This window comes from Flavihumibacter fluminis, from assembly GCF_021491375.1.
Classification (GTDB): Bacteria; Bacteroidota; Bacteroidia; order Chitinophagales; family Chitinophagaceae; genus Flavihumibacter; species Flavihumibacter fluminis.
Genome location: NZ_JAKEVY010000002.1, coordinates 766,951 through 784,615, shown reverse-complemented (window position 1 = coordinate 784,615; position 17,665 = coordinate 766,951). Strand labels below are relative to the sequence as shown.

Below are 17,665 nucleotides of genomic sequence, written 5' to 3'. Positions count from 1 at the left end.
AACTAAATACCGCCTTTTTGCGTCATTTTGTATCAGAAACAAAATAAGCTCTGCATGAATTTTCTACGAATCTTGCCAGCCACCGCGGCCCTGGCGATCCTTAGCCTCGGAAACGCATCCGCACAGGGAACAACATCAAATGTGAACAAGGAACTTCCCAAAGGTTGGCACCTGGCTGACCGTGCCAAGGACGGATTTTATGGTATTAGCCTGGATCAGGCCTATGAATTTGTGAAGAACCGTCCCAGTAAAACCGTTGTGGTTGCTGTAATTGACAGTGGAATTGATACACTGCATGAAGACCTAAAGCCTGTTCTCTGGAGAAATCCGAAAGAGATTCCCGGAAATGGAATTGATGATGATCAGAATGGATACATAGATGATATCTATGGCTGGAATTTTATCGGAGGCAAAGATGGCCGTAATGTGAAGCAGGACAGCTATGAAGGTGCGCGTGTGTATCACAAGTATAAAGCAAAATATGGAGCTGCGGATTTCAATCCCGGCAATCTGTCTGCAGACGAGAAAGCTACCTATGAAATGTGGAAAAAAGCGAAGGATAAAGTAGAAGGCGATGCAGGCGGTGGTGGTGCAGATCTGATTTTCCTGAAGCGAGCTTTGGAGAGCAGCCAGAAAAATGATAGTCTGCTACGCGTAGCTATGGATACTTCTTCCTATACCGGAAAAGAACTTGAAAAATTTGCCCCTTCTACCCCCGAAGCTCAGAAAGCGAAAGCCGGCATGCTCTATATACTGAAAGCCTTCAATATGATGGAAACCGGTAATGGTGAGTTCCTGGAAGGCTTCGCAGATTTCGTAAGCGGAGAAGAAAGAAAAAAAGAAGCGGCTGAAAAAGCACCGGAAGACTACCGCGGGGCAATTGTTGGAGACAATTACAATGATATCAACGACCGTTTTTATGGAAACAACGATGTAATGGCAAATACACCCTTCCACGGCACCCACGTGGCAGGTATTATTGCCGCAAAGCGTAAAAATGGAGTGGGAATGGATGGTGTGGCCGACAATGTTCGCATTATGGCGATTCGTGCTGTACCCGATGGCGATGAGCATGATAAAGATATCGCACTGGCCATCCGCTATGCGGTAGACAACGGAGCAAAAGTGATCAATATGAGCTTTGGTAAAAGCTTCTCCCCAGAGAAAAACTGGGTGGATGATGCCGTTAAATATGCAGAAACCAAAGGAGTGTTACTGGTACATGCAGCAGGTAACGACGCCTCTAATATTGATTCCGTTGACAATTTTCCAAATCCCGTTTTCCTGAAGAACAAATACAGAGCTTCCAACTGGATTACTGTGGGTGCAAGTTCTGACCCGCTTGCAGAGCCCGGTTTCAGGAGCCTGACTGCATCTTTCTCCAACTATGGAAAATCAGAAGTGGATGTTTTTGCGCCTGGTACCAAAATTTATTCTACCATACCGGGTGGTAATACATACGGTAATGCCCAGGGCACCAGTATGGCTTCCCCTGTTGTTGCCGGTGTTGCCGCTTTCCTGATGAGTTATTATCCAACATTAACACCCCAGCAGATTAAAGAAGCGATTGAAAAATCAGCTGTTGGTCCGGATATGACGGTTAAGATTCCTGGCTCTGATGAAGAAGTGGAACTCGCTGAAATCAGCAAAACCGGTGGATTATTGAATGCATTTGAAGCAGCCAAAGTTGCAGCTACGTTGGAAGCAGAGAAAAAGAGCAAACCAGCTCCCAAATCAACCCTGAAAAAAGACAAAAAAGGATAATTTCATTTTACCCGACCGGTGTTATCGGTCGGGTGAAATGAACCCAAAACAACTGTTATGTACAACCTGATTTACGCTCCTTATTTTGAGAATTACGTACAATTGGTAAAATCGGATAATCTTCGGAAAACCTTAAAAGAAAATACCGAGGAGATGCTGGAATTCCTGGAAACCATCCCGGAAGAAAAGCTGGATTATGCGTATGCCGAAGGAAAGTGGACCATTAAACAGGTAGTGCAGCACCTGATCGATGCGGAACGGATTTTTGCTTACCGTGCATTACGAATTGCCCGCCTGGATACCACTCCCCTCCCTGGCTTTGACGAAAATCTGTATGCCGCTAATGCAATTGTTTCCACCCGCAGTTGGGAAGACATGCTCAAGGAACTGCGCCAGCTCAGGAAAAGCAACCTGCGGATGATCAAATCTTTCACAGATGAACAACTGAATGCCGAAGGAAATGCATCCAACAACCCGATAACAGCTGTTGCGATTTGTTTCATCATGGCCGGACATGTAAAACACCACCTTACTATTTTACAGGAAAGGTATCTATAAAAAAAGCCGGCTAATGCCGGCTTTTTTGTGAAAGGTGAGAAGTGAAAGGTGAAAAAGACATCTAGGACTTCTCACGTCTCACGTCTGACTTCTCACTTCATTAATTTTCCTGCTTCGATTTCTCCAGTTTGCTGTCAGCACTTTTTTTAATTGCCAGGTTCTGCTGGTAAATCATGTCGTTTACCGCATTGATCGTTTCATCCAGATAAATATCATTGCGGAGATTTTTCTTCCATGCTTTATAGCGAGTCAATTTGTCCGGATCTGTTGCAAACTTTTCTTCATCACCTGGAATACTTTCCACTTCCAGCTCCTGACTCAATTTGTACAGGGCCTCAATTTGCTTTACTGTTGAGTTTACTTTTTTCTTTTCCTCTTTGAACTTCTGCAGATTCAGGGAATAAACGCGATCGTTTTGTTCAGCCAGCCAATCTGTATTTGTTTTGATCAGGTTGAATGCCGGATTCTGATTAACACGTTCCTGGCTGTTACGCACAACCTGGTTAAGATCATATGGCGACTTCCAGGTATTGTATTGCGCTTTCGCGATTTCATCCCATCCTAGTGCAGTAGGCTCGTCTTTTTCACGGACCTTACTTTTTTCCAGTACATCGGGTACAACAATATCTGAAGCCACGCCTTTCAGCTGCGTTGAGCCTCCATTAATGCGATAGAATTTTTGCAGGGTTAATTTAATGGTACCCAGTTCACTGTTGGAGCTGAACATTCCGGTTTCCTTATCCAATCCGATATTGCGCTGCACAGTTCCCTTACCATAGGTTGAGGTACTGCCTATCACAATCCCTCTTTTATAGTCCTGTATGGCGGCTGCAAAGATCTCAGAAGCGGATGCACTGAATTCATTTACCATTACGGCAAGCGGACCATCATACAATACACTCTTGTCACGATCCTTTAAAATGCTCGGCTTCCCGTCACGGTCTTTGACTTGTACTATGGGGCCGTCTTCGATAAATAGTCCGGCCATTTGAACCACATCATATAAAGATCCTCCACCATTATTCCTGAGATCTATGATAATTCCGTCAACTTTCTGTTCTTTCAGTTTGATCACTTCCTTAGCTACATCCACTGCACTGCGAGCCCCACGCGGATTTTCAAAATCGGCGTAGAATTCCGGAAGCATAATGTATCCAATTTTACTCTTACCATTGCCCACTACTGCACTTCTTGCAAAGCTTTCGTCCTGAACAATTTCATCCCGTATGATGGAAACCACCTTTACAGAGCCATCAGCTTTGCGTAGTGTAAGTCGAACTTCGGTTCCTTTGCTGCCCCGGATAATTTTAACGGCGTCCTCAACATCAAATCCTGTAAGGTCAACCGGTTCGTTCGCACCCTGGGCCACTTTCAGCACTACATCACCCACGGTTACTTCATTTGTCTTCCAGGCTGGTGACCCGGTAATTACGGAGGCAATTTTGATATTTCCCTCCTGTGATGTCAGAGAAGCTCCGATACCAAAAAACCGCCCGCTCATTTGTTCATCAAAATAACGCTTGTCGCGGGGAGGAAAGAATGTGGTATGCGGATCCATGGTGCTGGTGATCACATTTACGAACTGGTTGAAACGTTCGTCGTCATTGTATTTAAGTTTGAGCCTGTCAAACATTCTACCAACAACTTTTGCTACACCTTCGCGTGCACTGGCTTCCATTTCAGCGGCTGTTTGTGCTTTAAAGCCTTCCTTGCCCTTGTTCTTTTCCTGGTTCTCCTGCATATCGGCAAAACGCTCAAGGGTCATGTATTTGAGGCGTTTTCTCCAACGGTCTTTTTTCTCATCCAGGTTTTTGGGAAACTCCAGTTTTTCACTGTCGCGAATGATCGTTTCATCCGTCTGGAATTCGAAAGGTTTAGCAAGAATCTCTTTGGTAAGTTGTTCAGCTTCCAGTACCCGTTTTTTATATATCTCAGATAGAGCAGGTACAAATTCTACAGTACCACCCAGCAACTCCTCATCAATTTTCAGTTCATATTTTTTCAGTGCCTGGATATCGCTCTGCAAAAAGACATTCTTTTCTACATCCACCGTTTCCAGGTACTTGGAAAAAATTTCTTTTGAAAACTCATCGTTTATCTTCTTCGGGTTATAATGAACCTGTTGCAGAATATCTGCAACATTGTGAAGGATTTTTTCATATTTACCAGGTGGATCAGCATGGTTGGTTCCCATTGAACGGAAACCGATGAACAGGGCACAACACAACAGTACCAACAACACGGGCAGGCTTCTTTTACTAAACATAATTTTCACCAGATTTTGCATTATTCCAAAAATAACGATAAAACAACCAGGCTTGTTGCCAACAGCACCAATTAACAATGGATTATGATGAGTGGTTTCTGACATTTTTTTTAGCTCCTGTATCAGGATTCAATTTTTTACTTATTTTTGTGCCCGCTTTGAAAAAAGCATTGCGATAACCCGCATGGAGGCTGTAGCTCAGTTGGTTAGAGCATCAGATTGTGGTTCTGAGGGTCGTGGGTTCGAGACCCATCAGCCTCCCTCCCATCCCCCACTGTTGTGGGGGATTTTTAATTCTGTAATTATGTCGCCCTGGCTTTTATTACTACCGCTGATTTCCGCATTTATCGGATGGTTTACCAACTGGATTGCCATCAAGATGTTGTTTCATCCCCGCGAGCCCCGGAATTTCCTGGGTATCACTTTCCAGGGGATTTTTCCCAAACGTCAACAGCAGTTTGCAGAAAAACTGGGGAAACTGGTCAGCCAGGAATTGTTATCTTTTTCTGACATTTCCAACAAACTTACCAGCCCGGAAAACCTTGACCGTCTTTCCCCCTATATTGAAGAACACATAGATCATTTTCTTCGGGTAAAACTGAAGGAAACCATGCCAATGATCAGTATGTTCATAGGAGATAAAACCATCGCCCAGTTAAAAGCCGTTTTCCTGGAAGAACTCCGCTTGTTATTCCCGGTAATCATGGAAAAATATATGGGAACACTAAAAGATCAACTGGACCTTGAAAAGATCGTGGTAGAAAAAGTCAGGGCCTTTTCTTCCGATAAGCTGGAACAGATCCTTTACCAGATAATGGCAAGAGAATTCCGTTTTGTAGAGATAATTGGAGCGATTTTAGGCTTCTTGATCGGGCTGGTACAGATCGCCATCACATTTTTGGCAGGTTCCTGATCCATATTTGTTACCGCTCATACCAAAAAAAGTCCACCCGTCCCAAACTGTTAAACTTAGTAGCCGTTCAATTGTCATATACCATTCATCCCAATCGCAACGTTTAGGCATCCATATTTGCCCAATTTTGCACACACTCAGAGAAAAAACAGAAGAATGAAACATGTATTGGTCTTATTGACCATTTTTATCGGAACCTTCAGCTTTGCACAAATACCTGCCGGGGTGGGTGCTCCCGGAGGCCGGCCAGGCGGTGGCAACATGAATATCGGCCGATTTTACGGAAGGATTATTGATGCCGCAACCAATAAAGGGGTTGACGCAGCTTCCGTTCAACTGATTCAGAACAAATTTGATGCCGCAACCAAAAAGAGAAAAGATACCATCATCGCGGGAATGCTTACCGACCGAAGAGGTGAATTCAGCTTTGAGGGGCTTCCTGTAGCAGCATCTTACAAACTAGTCATTTCTGCAATCGGGTTTAAAGAAATTGAACAAAAAGTTGGCTTTGAATTAAACATGGCAGGTGGCGATATGCAAAAAGCACTTGCCGGCGTTGATAAAGACCTCGGCAATATCAAATTGGAAGCCGATCCGAAAATGCTGGAATCCGTTACTGTGACGGCGGCCAAACCATTGATGTCGATGGGTATCGACAGGAAAGTGTACAACGTAGATAAAAACCTGGTTTCTACCGGCAATACCGCGGAAGATATCATGCGCAATATTCCTTCCCTGCAGGTCGATATTGATGGCAGTGTAACTCTCCGGAATGCTGCTCCACAGATCTTTGTGGATGGCCGCCCTACAACACTAACACTCGATCAAATTCCGGCCGATGCCATCGAAAGTGTGGAACTTATCACTAACCCTTCTGCCAAATTTGATGCCTCCGGAGGTACTGCCGGAATCCTGAATATTGTTTTGAAGAAAAACAGGAAAGCAGGTTATAACGGAAGTATCAGGGCAGGTATTGACAGCCGCTGGCAACCCAATGGTGGCGCTGACATCAATGTTAAACAGGGTAAGGTGAATATGTTTGCCAGTGGTAATATCCGCACCAGGAAGTCTATATCAGAAGGTAATACCTCGCGTACAACATTTATTAAAGACCCTGTAACAGTCCTCGATCAGGATGACTATAATGTAAACACAGGTCAGTTCATGTTTGGAAGGGCGGGACTTGACTATTTCATGAATAACCGAAATACTGTTGGGTTCTCCGTGAATGCGGTTCGGGGAAGTTTCAACTTTGATAATGAAAGTAACATCCAGACAGACAGTCTGTTTCCGGGAGATACACAATCCAGCTTCAGTCGTCGTATATCAGATGGAGAACGTTCTTTCCGGAATCTCGGATCTTCGGTTTATTACAAACGTCTCTTCACCAAACCTGGTCGCGAATTCACTGCTGATATCAACTATAACCGCAGCAAAAACGATAACAATACCACGATTAGTAACGATGTATTAACTGCTCCCAATGGTTCCATTATACGCCGGTTCGGTCAGTTGAATACCGGTAATGGCAGCAGTTCCAATATCACATTCCAGACTGATTTCGTGAATCCTTTAAATGGTAATGCAAAGCTGGAAACAGGCTTACGTCTGAATGTCCGGAGCCAGGAAAGCGTGAATAATATCAGCCTGGTGGATGGGAATGGAAATGCTGTTTTTATTCCTTCTCTTTCTTCTCAATTTGATTATACAGATCGCGTCTATGCCGGTTATGTTACCTATACAAACAAATGGAAAAAACTTGGCTACCAGTTAGGATTGCGGGCAGAAAGTTCTGACTACGATGGAGAGGTGCTGACTACCACCCCTCCTCCCGGAAGCAAGGATACACTCCTGACCTACGGCAACAGTTTTCCGCTTAGTCTTTTCCCGAGTGCCTTCCTGACTTATCAGCTAACTGATGATGATGAGCTGGCTTTCAATATTACACGCCGGATCAACCGTCCGAATTTCTTCCAGCTCTTTCCTTTTACGGATTATTCAGATACGTTGAACCTCACCCGTGGTAATCCAAACCTGCGGCCGGAGTTTACCGCATCTTTTGAACTGAGCTACCAGAAAAAATATGGAAATGGTAATTCATTTATTGCGAGTGCCTATTATAAGTACACAACAAATCTTATCACCCGCAACCAGGTTGAGCTTATCAATCCTTTCAATAAAAACGAGGAACTGGTGATCAGCTATATCAATGCGGATAACAGCCAGATTGGGGGTATTGAACTGATTGGACGAAATAAACTGACAAAGTGGTGGGAACTGATCTCCAACTTCAACCTTTACCAATCAAAGATCAATGCCAATCAGCCGGGAATTCCAAACCAGGAAGCGATAACATCTTATTTTGTCAAAATCAATAATAATATCAAACTGGCAAAACAGCTTACGCTGCAATTAAGCGGAAGTTATACTTCCAAAACCATTCTTCCTCCTGGTGGTGGTGGCGGTGGTGGCTTTATGTTTGGCGGACCGCAAACCACAGCACAGGGCTTTATTCGTCCGCGTTATGAAGTGGAAGCTGCTCTTCGGTATGAATTCCTGAAAGAAAGAAGAGCGAACCTGACCCTGGCCATCAACGATATCTTCCGCACCAACCGCTATGATCAGTTTAGCTCCTCTCCCAGCTTTGAACAAAATACCTGGAGATTGCGCGATCCGCAGATCCTGCGTCTTAATTTCAGCTGGAGATTTGGTAAATTTGACACCTCACTCTTTAAGCGTAAGAACATTAAAGGAGATATGCAGAACATGCAAAATATGAGTGAAGGGGTTCAATTCTGATGTATGGATCAATATGAAATTCGATACGCAATGGCCCCTGATGCAGGGGCCATTGCTGCATTATGCAGTTCCGGTTTTGCCAGGGTACATGAGAGCGGATTTGTACCCGAAGACCTGGTCCTGTTTTGTGAGTTACACTATTCAGCTACAGCCATTGAAGCAGACCTTGAAAAATCGGATCGGTTTTATCTGGTATTGGTTCATCAGGATAAAGTAGTTGGATGCCTGCGCATGGGTAGTCCGACACTGGCACTGTCAAAACCAGATTTGACGGGAATTGAACTGGCACGTTTTTACCTCGACGCAGCGCATCGTTCAGGAGGCTGGGGTTCTGCCATGCTGAAAATGGCTGAAGAAGAAAGCAGTAAGCGTGGCTTCAGGCATATCTGGTTGCACGTTTATATTCCCAATGTCAGAGCACAGGAGTTTTACTACAGGCATGGATATACGAAAATGGGGGAAGAACAACTGGTGTTTCGGCAATCGAGTCCAACCGGGCTGGTGCTGAGAAAGCAGTTGGTTGCAGCCGTTCCTGCATAGGCTTATTCAGCACCCGGAACAACTGAATAATTGCTGACAGCAAAAAAATGGCGGCTACCAGTAAATTGATAATTCGCTGGGAAGCATTAATCCTGTTCACCAGCCACCTGCCTCCGAAAATAAAAAGCAGCAGTCCGCTTACTGTTCCCACTGCAATGCCAATGGTATATACATTGAAATGCAGCGAATCTGACTGCAGGAGTTTTGTACTGAACAAATAACTGCTCCATAAGAACCAGAAAGGAATCTGAACCGGATTAATGGCACTCATGGAAACACCCAGCCAGAAACGATGCATCCTGTTGTTGAGCTGAATGGGTTTTGCGGTTCCTGTTTTTTTCCTGGCGGCCACCAGACTGCTTAGTCCAAGAATTAAAAACAGCACCACTGTTGCCCATTCCATATAATAAAAAATCCTTTGATTGGCCAGTATCCAGTCGATTCCTTTTAATGAAAGCCGAACATACATCAGTTCAACGATCGCCACCCCAACCGCATAGGACATAGCACGACGCGTATTTTCCTGGATCGCAATCTGCATGGCGGTTATGTTCAGTGTTCCCAGCGGAAGACTTCCGAGAAAACTGATCAGCAGTCCGGCACCAAAGAGTAGAAATAATGCACTCATGAAAAAGTCGGCTAGATATAAAGTTGCGCAATCGTCTTTTCAAATTGAGCATTTTCCCGAAACATTTTTCGTCCATCCCGGAAACTCATGTAGGGTATTCCTTTCCGGTGATTGATTTTACTGATGCGATAACACCAGTCCCAATGCCGGATGATCTCCTTCCAGGCAAAAAATATGGAATGCCTTGGATCGTACATATGTGTGGGTTCCGAACCGGCACCATTTAATTCAATGATGGAAAAATGAAGGCCTTGCTCCAATTCTTCCCATGAACGAAACCGTATATCCATTCGTCCGTAATAAAAACCGGTTACCTGCTGCAGAATCTTGTCTATTTGCATTTCCAGCGCAGGTGAAGCCCGGTGTGAATCATCAATAAATTTGGCCCCTCTGGCATGATTTCCATAGGGAACCAATTCTTTTGCTATCCCGCTCGGCAATACTTCGTTCAGCTTGTCTCCATGCATTTTCTCCAGAGCGGTAAGTTGCAGAATAAAACGTTTGTCCTGCTGGCAGAGTTCCCGGATGGTATGCCGGCCATCGCCGTAAACTGTTAAAAATTCTTTGGTAACAATGCCGGTGATACGCCCCTTCTTTTCACCTGGCAGCCGGCAATAAAAGATGCCGGCTTCCAGGGGCAGATCGGCATATTCCTGCACCAGGAAAGCCAGGGGTGATTCAAGGCAGTATCGTTGTAAGTCTTCTGGTTGATTTAATTTCCGCACTCCCATTCCACGGGCACCAATATCCGGTTTGGCTATAAGAGGATACTGTAGTCCTTTGTTTTTGACCTGGTTCACCACATTTTGGGGATCTGCAGGTAGTTCAACATAAATTGTCTTTGGGTAGTAGGCTTCCGGAATCAGATCATAGATTTTCTTTTTCGATTCCATCAGGAATCCCCCGTTTTCAATGGAGGGATTGGAAGCAGAGAAGAAGAAGAAAGAGCGGGCACGGAGGCAGTACCAGAGCCAGATAGGTATTACAGGTGTGTATACTGTTCCAAATGACCAGTATTCCCAATTAAACAGCCGTATAAAAAAGGGGTGGTGGAGTACCTTTTGCAGTAAATTCATGAAGAGAGTTCAGAAAGTGAAAAAGCATCCAAACGACATTCAAATTGTTCCCGGCTTTGCAGATCTGTATAATACATACAGGCAGTATCCCGGTTCCATTCCATGCAGGTGATACTGACCGTCAGCATTTCATTGCGTCGGTTCATGAGCAGGTCATTTTCCTGGTCTCCCTCACCGCCGAATTCGTGAAAACGTTGAATAGAACTGGCGTTGGGTTCAGGATTTTCACTAAGCCAGCCAGTAAACCAGGATTTCCTTCTTTCAATTGTGGAAGGGTCGTACAAGGTAACGGAGGACCAGATATGGGGATCCGAAGCAGGTAATTGCCGGCTATACTTCTGAACACCATCCCAGCGATTTTCCTGGAGAATACCATCCTGAAAAACAATCACGGTAAATGGCTCGATTTTGTCCAGTTGAACAGCGTCGAAACCATCCAGCAACTGATCGGCTGAACAGATTTCGAGGAATACCAGACCCCGGCTTTTTCTGTACGGATAAGCAGGTTCATGTTTGACCCAACCGCCGTTTAGCAAAACAGCCATCTGGCCATTGGGTTTCATAGCAATCCAGGAACCTTGTGCATCGGGATCCTTTGGAAATAAGAGTGAACTTCCATTTACCTGGTACCATTTGGGAGGAATGGCACGGGCTCTCTGTATTTTTTCATCCCTGTTGGAACAGATCAGGGCGCCTCCGGGTACGGGAATAAAACTCACAGTGCACATGAACGTCTGTACTTGATGGTGGAAGATGCAACGCCAAAGCCCTCTGGAATAGTAATTCCAGAAATCTCCAGCAGTCCAACTTTAATAAGCGCCATATGATGGATGGTATGTTCGAGGTTATATGCAATTTCCCGGTAAAAATTGGTATCGAGTTGCACCTGTTCCCTGGTATCGGTATCAAACCCGGCACAGAGGTAAAGGGATTGGTTGGGCTGATCAATCTTTTTTTCAATAGTTGAGAGTAATTGGGCAGCGAATTCCTTATCCGATTCGATCCGGATATCCCTTTGCCGGGCCTCATAATTCACCACTCCGTCCTGCAGTCCAACCAATAAACATTGATACATTTCAATAATATGGCGGGTATGCTGACCGATGGTAGCACCTGATAAGTTTACACAGGGTTGGGTGTATTGGGCATCGGTCAGTTGATCCATAACATCTGTCATCTGACCAAATGCATTCTGAACAGCTAACTGTAAATGCATGAATTTAAAATCTTGGTTTCGAATTTAGTCTTTTTATGATTTCCATAATTTTTCGAATGAATTATTATTGGGCCAGTACTTTCAGCCGAACAGTCACCTCATCTGCAAGGGAAATACTACCGGAACCAATGTTAAAATCCCTACGGTTCAGGGTAAAACTCCCTTCAAAAAAGAAGCCATTTTTTTGGGGTTTGGCAGTAAAGGTCAAAGAGAATGTTTTGCTGACACCTTTGATTGTTACCCTGGCTGTCATATTATACGTATCCGGTTTACCGGCGGATTTAAGCTGAGTGCCCAAAATAGAAATAACAGGGAATTTGTCTACATAAAAATACTTTTCACCCCGGAGGTGCCGGTTTCGCATATTGATGCCTGTTTCAATGGTAACAGCGTCAACCGTAACATTCATATTCGACTCTGTGAGCTTTGTGGGATCAAACCTGATTTCGCCTTTAAGCCCTTTGAAACTGCCATCTACCCCCGACCCAAAGTTGTTTATGATAAAACTGACAGCACCGGGGGTATCTACAGGATGTAGTGCCTGCGCCACCAGGAAATACGGTACCAGCATACAAAAAACAAACAGAATCCTTACCATATACTCTAATTTAAGGAATAACTGAGTCCGATACCCAGCAGATTCGCTTTGTTCCTGAACCGGTCATTGGGTTCGGGTAGTTGCTGTATGCTGGTATTGGTTTTATATTCAACAAAATAAAACTGGTAAACAGCCCGAAGACTCCATTTTTCTTTCAACCTGTATTGTACGAAGAATTCTGAATTAAGGGAACCCTGGTCAAGGTCTCCTGTTAGCAGGAGGTTAAATGGTACGGGCTTTGCTTCCGTTGTCTCTTGTCTTCCATCCGATGTAAATACTGCTGCTGAAGTTCTTCCAACGGAAAAGCCGACCAGGTCGATATTGAAACCAGCCCGAAACCGTTTGCCAATCTGGTGTGCTACCTGAACGGCTGCATTCATGGAAAAAACAAACGGGCGCTGCACATTCAGTGTATCCCAATTTTGTGTTTCCTGGGATGAGAGTACAACAAGAAAAGGAGTAGAACTGCCACGTGCAATACTTGCCGGTGCCGTCCAGAAATCCTTTTTATTTCCAACGTAGGAAGTTATTCTGGGTCCTACTCCAATGGAGAGTCGCTGTTTTCTACCCAGCTGCCATTGATGCCATCCAACCAAACTGAAAGTTGCCTGTGAACTTCCCGCAGCAAGTGTAAGATCAACAGTAGGTCTGAGTCGGTTCTGAGCTTGAACCGTGCCTATCATAAAAACCAATAAAATGGTTAGAACATGTTTCATACCTGAGGTTTAAAAATTGATATAATTAGTTAAGAAAGTCTGGCGACTCCAAACAGAACGGAAAACTGCTGACACCAAATCAGCACATAAGGATATTCTTTCGGATCAGGCATACCTGAAATAGCATAAACCTGCTGACCATTCGTAGATTTTAAATTTCCCAGGTTCACAAACTGAGCAGCACCCCGATTACTTGACAAATACAGTTTCAAGTCAGGTCCGCGATCTGTTGAAAAATTTTCTAACACCAAATACCATTTGCCTTCCGCAGAAACTATCCTGGCTTTTCCACTAGTGGGATGTGCAGCACTTACAAAATCGCCATCATATAATTCAACGCTGTTTGCCGGAATGATATCATTCGATATATCAGTGGCCGTTTCTTTTTCCTTTGAACAGGAAATGAACAAAAGAGTAAATAATACCCAAAGCAGTTTTGATTTCATGACTTTTTAAATTTTGATAGTAAAGAATAAAGTTTCTCCCTTTCCAACCATAGCAAAACAAAACAACAACCAAATACCAGGCATGCATAAACGAATAGCAGAATATCTCCGTTAAATACAATACCAAGGATTGTGAGATGGGAAAAGATTGCTCCTGCCATTGTACCTGCTCCCATAAGGGCACCATAACGTGTAAAGGGTGGCCAGAGTAAGAGAATCGAGGTTATCAGCTCCAATATACCGGTTAAAATACGCCCCCAGGGTTCGATTCCAAGTGTAGTAAATAACAAAACTGATTCAGGATGTGCAGTAAATTTGAAGAAAAGCGTTTGTACTAAAAGAAGGGCTGCAATAATTCGGCAGCTCCATTGTATCCAGTTCTTTTTCATGATTTTGTAATGTTGAACTTATTGAATGAGCTTTGCCCAGTTACTGTCCCCCTGTTTTTTCAAAGCAGCTTCATTTTTATTCCAGCTGGTCAGGGTATTATTGAAATATTTATTGTAAAAGAGGTAGAGTTTGCCATCAATCAGTTTAAAGGTTTCGGGGTCAACTTCTACTTTTTTTCCATAATCGCCCATAGCAAAGGCACACCAGCCACCATAAGCCGGTTCATAGGTTGCCGGCGATTTGAGAAAGAGATCGCGGTTGGCTGCACTTGCAAAATACCAGAGAGCACCGCCATGCGACAAGGAAAAGGTTTGTTTACCCTTGACAGCTTTTTTTTGTGTATGATAGGCAACTGCATCGTACCCTTGCAAGGCGATTCCTTTTTCCAGGTTCCAATGAATAGTTGCAGACTGAGCACTTGCAAACTGGTTGAATATCAAAACCAGTACCATAACAAAGATTGACCTCATAGCTTTAGTTTATACCTAAAACTAGCAAGCTTATGATCGATTTCATGTCAGCTAGCCGACAGATGCCAGCTTTTGCAGTGCCTTAACATTCGAAAGAAAAATAAGGCTGCGTGAAAATGTCACCAGTCCGGCTGTTTCGAGTTCTGAGATGGTCGTGCTTACGGTTTGGCGGGAAGCCCCTATTAACTGGGCAATATCTTCATGGCGCAAAAAATTGGGGATGCTGGCTGTATTCCCCTGAAGGTTTTCCTTATCCAGTATCAGCAGAAAAAAACCGGCAAGCCTTGTTTTTACGTCTTTATGCAGCAGACTGATCAATCTGCTTTCCACCCGTCTCATTTGCTGACCTACAAGTTTGCTGTAGCGTAGTGCAATACGGGGTTTGCGGTTCAATAACTTTTCAAAATCATCAATATTAAAAGCACACAAACTAACATCACCCTTATAGGCCTGGGCAAACTCGCCGTTAAGATTGTATGGTTCCAATGTAATTTGCCCAAATACCTCACCTTTTCGAATGATTTCTTTTACAACCTCCCTCCCATGTTCATCTATATACCCAATTCTAATAAAACCGTCTTTCAAAAAATAAATTTTGTTGTGGTGATGAGATTCAAAATAGAGGTATTCGTTTCGTTTTGCCTCCTTAAAATGATGAATAAGATTTAACTCCTCATATTCTTCATCTGATAAATCAGACCAAAGGTTGTAATTACGTATTAGCAGCAGCTGATCCGTTGCACCCATTCATTGAACAGTTTACGGCAATTTACCTAAATTCTGCTCTACAGTTGCAGGGAGATTTCGTTCATTTCCTCTAGATTTACAAAAAATTGCGACTACTATGCAGGTACCAACAATGGCAGAATTGATGGCGAGCGGCGAGCAACCGGAAATCTTATTCTGGGTAGGCTGTGCAGGAAGTTTTGATCAGCGTGCTCAAAAAATCACCAAAGCCTTTGTTCATATATTAAACACGGTGGGCGTTCGTTTTGCCATATTGGGAAAGGAAGAAATGTGTACCGGTGACCCTGTCCGCAGAGCTGGAAATGAATTTATGTTTCAGATGATGGCCTACCAGAATATCCAGATCCTGAATGGATATGGTATTAAGAAAATTGTCACCACCTGTCCGCATTGCTTCAACACACTCAAAAATGAATACCCCGAGCTGGGTGGCAACTATGAAGTAGTACACCATGCCACTTATCTCCAGGAACTGATTGATGCAGGGAAAGTGCGGGTAACGGATGGCGGTAGTTACAAAGGGAAAAAAATCACTTTCCATGATAGCTGTTACCTGGGAAGAGCCAATAATATTTATGAAGCGCCCCGTAAGGTATTGGAAGCCCTGGATGCAGAATTGGTGGAGATGAAACGATGCCGCAGTAACGGACTCTGTTGTGGGGCAGGTGGTGCACAGATGTTCAAGGAAGAAGAGAAAGGAACAACCCGGGTAAACTGGGAACGAACTGCAGAAGCCATAGAAACCGGTGCTACAGTGGTAGCTTCAGCATGTCCATTTTGCAATACCATGATGACAGATGGTATTAAAAACAAAGAGAAGGAAGACAGCATGCAGGTATTGGATATAGCCGAATTAATTGCATCCAGTATATAAAAAAAGCCCCTTATCCCGAGAGATAAGGGGCTAAACCAACCGTCCTGCTAAGCTTTTATTTACTTACTTATTTTTTGGAGTCTGTATTTTCATCCACTTTTGCGGTGAGGCGATTGACAGCCTTAATTCCTACAAATCTTACTTTTTGTTTGGCAATCTCACGGTTATCAGCACCTGCAAGATCCTTTTCAATTTCATTTTTGCGATTGTCAAGCGCTTCGTAAAGTACTTTTATTTCGTCCCAGTCTTCACGTGTATAACGATCCTTATTTCTTTCAACGGTATTTACAAAGTTCACATACACTTCTTTTGCATTGGCAGCTGTTACCCAGGCAAATGACAGATCATTGCCAACTTTACCTGCACCGAAAAGCTCATCCCGCATGGCCTGCTTTGATTCTATGGCTTTTATATTCGACTCAAACTTGGTTCTGAGAGACGCAAATTTTTGTTCAGCTTCGTCCAATTCTTCTTTTACTTCAGCAGACAATTCACGGCCCTCCGCTTTCAACTCCGCTTTTTTTGCAGCATATGTGGCGCTGATATCGTCCCATGTTTCTTTTGTATAGTTTGACACATTGGTAGTCACTGAATCTACATAATTGTCAATATCATCAGCAAGCTGTTCATCTTTTGCACTGTTATTCTCGCAGGCAACCAGCGAAGAGGCTGCTATTCCAATCATGATTAAATACTGTCTTGATTTCATAATGTTGTATTTAGGTTCACGAACACCTATTCAACGATTATGCCATGCCTGTATGTAACAGTACCAATGCCCTTTACAAAACGAAATGGGGAAAGGAATACCCATTTGGATATCCTTTCCCCAGTAATTGTAGTTGTTTAGTACCAGGACCTTAACCTTACTTCAATGGCAGTATTGCTTTCCTTCACCAGTCGGGCAAACTCTTTTACATCACTGAATCCTCCGGGCTGGCGGAAATGAAAAGGATATACAATAGCCGGTTGGAATGCTAAAGCGGCACTTGCAGCCTGCTGAATATCCATTGTATAGGGTTTGTTCATGCATAAGAAGGCAATATCTATTCTTTTCAGGTTCCGCATTTCGGGAACGTCTTCGGTATCACCGGAAATATAAATTCTCTTTCCGCCCATAGTAAGTACATAGCCATTTCCCCTACCCTTGGGATGCCTGGACCCGGCCGTATCCGGCAGATTATACATTGGTATCGCATGAACCCGAATGCCATTCCATTCCAATGAATCACCATTAGCTAACTCCAGTATTTTCTGATCCTGAGGAAGAAATTTTATCAATCGTTCTTTAACCGCTTTGGGAGCTACAAGTACGGTATTCACCAGGTCCAGTTTAACCAGTGTGCTGCTATCCAGGTGATCTCCGTGTATATCCGTGATTAATACCAGGTTGGCTTTACCCATTTCTTTGTAGCGCTCTGCCCCGCCATAAGGATCAACAGCGATATTCACATTGTTCCAGTTCATCCAGAAAGATCCATGGTAAACCGGATGGATTTCAAGTATTCCTTTACTGGTAGTAATGGCATCCGTTTGAGCGCGGCCGGATATGGCCAAAATCAGGAGCATCAAAAGCAGGCAGACTTGTTTCATAAATGCAAATAATTATCGATTTTTCTCCTTTTACAAATCAACTGATGAACTGTTCATTATTTTGTTATCCT

At 43.7% G+C, this 17,665-nt stretch carries 18 protein-coding genes, 1 tRNA gene and 1 pseudogene; 7 read left to right on the top strand and 13 right to left on the bottom strand.

All coding sequences use genetic code 11. From position 1 onward, the window contains the following. The first annotated feature begins 54 nt into the window (after positions 1-54). Together L0U88_RS09645 and L0U88_RS09640 are read left to right on the top strand one after the other, a co-directional pair. On the top strand, positions 55-1,764 hold the full coding sequence (locus tag L0U88_RS09645) for a S8 family peptidase (RefSeq protein ID WP_234865839.1): 1,710 nt from the start codon (positions 55-57) through the stop codon (positions 1,762-1,764). Between the two features lie 57 nt (positions 1,765-1,821). Continuing rightward, a complete protein-coding gene (locus L0U88_RS09640) occupies positions 1,822-2,322 on the top strand; it encodes a DinB family protein (RefSeq protein ID WP_234865838.1) in 501 nt (166 codons plus the stop codon). A 100-nt stretch (positions 2,323-2,422) separates the two neighbouring features. Here the strand turns inward: L0U88_RS09640 and L0U88_RS09635 are convergent, their stop codons facing one another. Then, the gene (locus tag L0U88_RS09635; protein WP_234865837.1) at positions 2,423-4,588 is read right to left on the bottom strand and encodes a carboxy terminal-processing peptidase; all 2,166 of its coding nucleotides are present in this window, start codon (positions 4,586-4,588) and stop codon (positions 2,423-2,425) included. 187 nt (positions 4,589-4,775) lie between these two features. On the opposite strand from L0U88_RS09635, the gene L0U88_RS09630 reads away from it, so the two are divergent. The 4 genes and pseudogenes from L0U88_RS09630 to L0U88_RS09615 form a co-directional block, all read left to right on the top strand. After that, positions 4,776-4,849, top strand: a tRNA-His gene (locus tag L0U88_RS09630). Between the two features lie 43 nt (positions 4,850-4,892). Continuing rightward, entirely contained in the window at positions 4,893-5,501 is a 609-nt protein-coding gene (locus tag L0U88_RS09625) for a DUF445 domain-containing protein (protein WP_234865836.1), read from the top strand. 156 nt (positions 5,502-5,657) lie between these two features. Beyond that, positions 5,658-8,300: a TonB-dependent receptor gene (locus L0U88_RS09620; RefSeq protein ID WP_234865835.1), complete on the top strand. Its 2,643-nt coding sequence runs from the start codon at positions 5,658-5,660 to the stop codon at positions 8,298-8,300. A 3-nt stretch (positions 8,301-8,303) separates the two neighbouring features. Further along, positions 8,304-8,708 (top strand): annotated as a pseudogene (locus L0U88_RS09615) (GNAT family N-acetyltransferase); the annotation flags it as partial. Positions 8,709-8,712: 4 nt separating this feature from the next. On the opposite strand, the gene L0U88_RS09610 reads toward L0U88_RS09615, so the two are convergent. The 10 genes from L0U88_RS09610 to L0U88_RS09565 form a co-directional block, all read right to left on the bottom strand. Beyond that, entirely contained in the window at positions 8,713-9,468 is a 756-nt protein-coding gene (locus L0U88_RS09610) for a LysE family translocator (RefSeq protein ID WP_234865834.1), read from the bottom strand. Between the two features lie 11 nt (positions 9,469-9,479). Further along, positions 9,480-10,544: an ATP-grasp domain-containing protein gene (locus tag L0U88_RS09605; protein WP_234865833.1), complete on the bottom strand. Its 1,065-nt coding sequence runs from the start codon at positions 10,542-10,544 to the stop codon at positions 9,480-9,482. After that, positions 10,541-11,263: an NRDE family protein gene (locus L0U88_RS09600; RefSeq protein WP_234865832.1), complete on the bottom strand. Its 723-nt coding sequence runs from the start codon at positions 11,261-11,263 to the stop codon at positions 10,541-10,543. The genes L0U88_RS09605 and L0U88_RS09600 overlap by 4 nt, the downstream gene beginning before the upstream one ends. After that, positions 11,260-11,760 carry a DinB family protein gene (locus tag L0U88_RS09595; protein ID WP_234865831.1) on the bottom strand — a complete coding sequence of 167 codons (501 nt, stop codon included), beginning with the start codon at positions 11,758-11,760 and terminating at the stop codon, positions 11,260-11,262. Before L0U88_RS09595 ends, L0U88_RS09600 begins: the two co-directional genes overlap by 4 nt. A 64-nt stretch (positions 11,761-11,824) precedes the next feature. Continuing rightward, positions 11,825-12,358 carry a YceI family protein gene (locus L0U88_RS09590; protein ID WP_234865830.1) on the bottom strand — a complete coding sequence of 178 codons (534 nt, stop codon included), beginning with the start codon at positions 12,356-12,358 and terminating at the stop codon, positions 11,825-11,827. A 5-nt stretch (positions 12,359-12,363) separates the two neighbouring features. Beyond that, positions 12,364-13,074, bottom strand: coding sequence for a hypothetical protein (locus L0U88_RS09585; protein WP_234865829.1), 711 nt, complete (start codon positions 13,072-13,074; stop codon positions 12,364-12,366). 29 nt (positions 13,075-13,103) lie between these two features. After that, entirely contained in the window at positions 13,104-13,520 is a 417-nt protein-coding gene (locus L0U88_RS09580; RefSeq protein WP_234865828.1) for a DM13 domain-containing protein, read from the bottom strand. After that, entirely contained in the window at positions 13,517-13,909 is a 393-nt protein-coding gene (locus L0U88_RS09575) for a DoxX family membrane protein (protein ID WP_234865827.1), read from the bottom strand. The genes L0U88_RS09580 and L0U88_RS09575 overlap by 4 nt, the downstream gene beginning before the upstream one ends. A gap of 18 nt (positions 13,910-13,927) precedes the next feature. Then, positions 13,928-14,380 (bottom strand): YHS domain-containing (seleno)protein, encoded by a 453-nt coding sequence (locus L0U88_RS09570; RefSeq protein ID WP_234865826.1) that lies wholly within the window; start codon positions 14,378-14,380, stop codon positions 13,928-13,930. 51 nt (positions 14,381-14,431) lie between these two features. Next, the gene (locus L0U88_RS09565; protein ID WP_234865825.1) at positions 14,432-15,127 is read right to left on the bottom strand and encodes a Crp/Fnr family transcriptional regulator; all 696 of its coding nucleotides are present in this window, start codon (positions 15,125-15,127) and stop codon (positions 14,432-14,434) included. Between the two features lie 97 nt (positions 15,128-15,224). On the opposite strand from L0U88_RS09565, the gene L0U88_RS09560 reads away from it, so the two are divergent. After that, positions 15,225-16,001 carry a (Fe-S)-binding protein gene (locus L0U88_RS09560; RefSeq protein ID WP_234865824.1) on the top strand — a complete coding sequence of 259 codons (777 nt, stop codon included), beginning with the start codon at positions 15,225-15,227 and terminating at the stop codon, positions 15,999-16,001. 67 nt (positions 16,002-16,068) lie between these two features. On the opposite strand, the gene L0U88_RS09555 is transcribed toward L0U88_RS09560, so the two are convergent. Together L0U88_RS09555 and L0U88_RS09550 are read right to left on the bottom strand one after the other, a co-directional pair. Further along, a complete protein-coding gene (locus L0U88_RS09555; protein ID WP_234865823.1) occupies positions 16,069-16,710 on the bottom strand; it encodes a DUF6565 domain-containing protein in 642 nt (213 codons plus the stop codon). A gap of 137 nt (positions 16,711-16,847) precedes the next feature. Further along, entirely contained in the window at positions 16,848-17,594 is a 747-nt protein-coding gene (locus tag L0U88_RS09550; protein ID WP_234865822.1) for an MBL fold metallo-hydrolase, read from the bottom strand. Between the last annotated feature and the right edge of the window lie 71 nt (positions 17,595-17,665).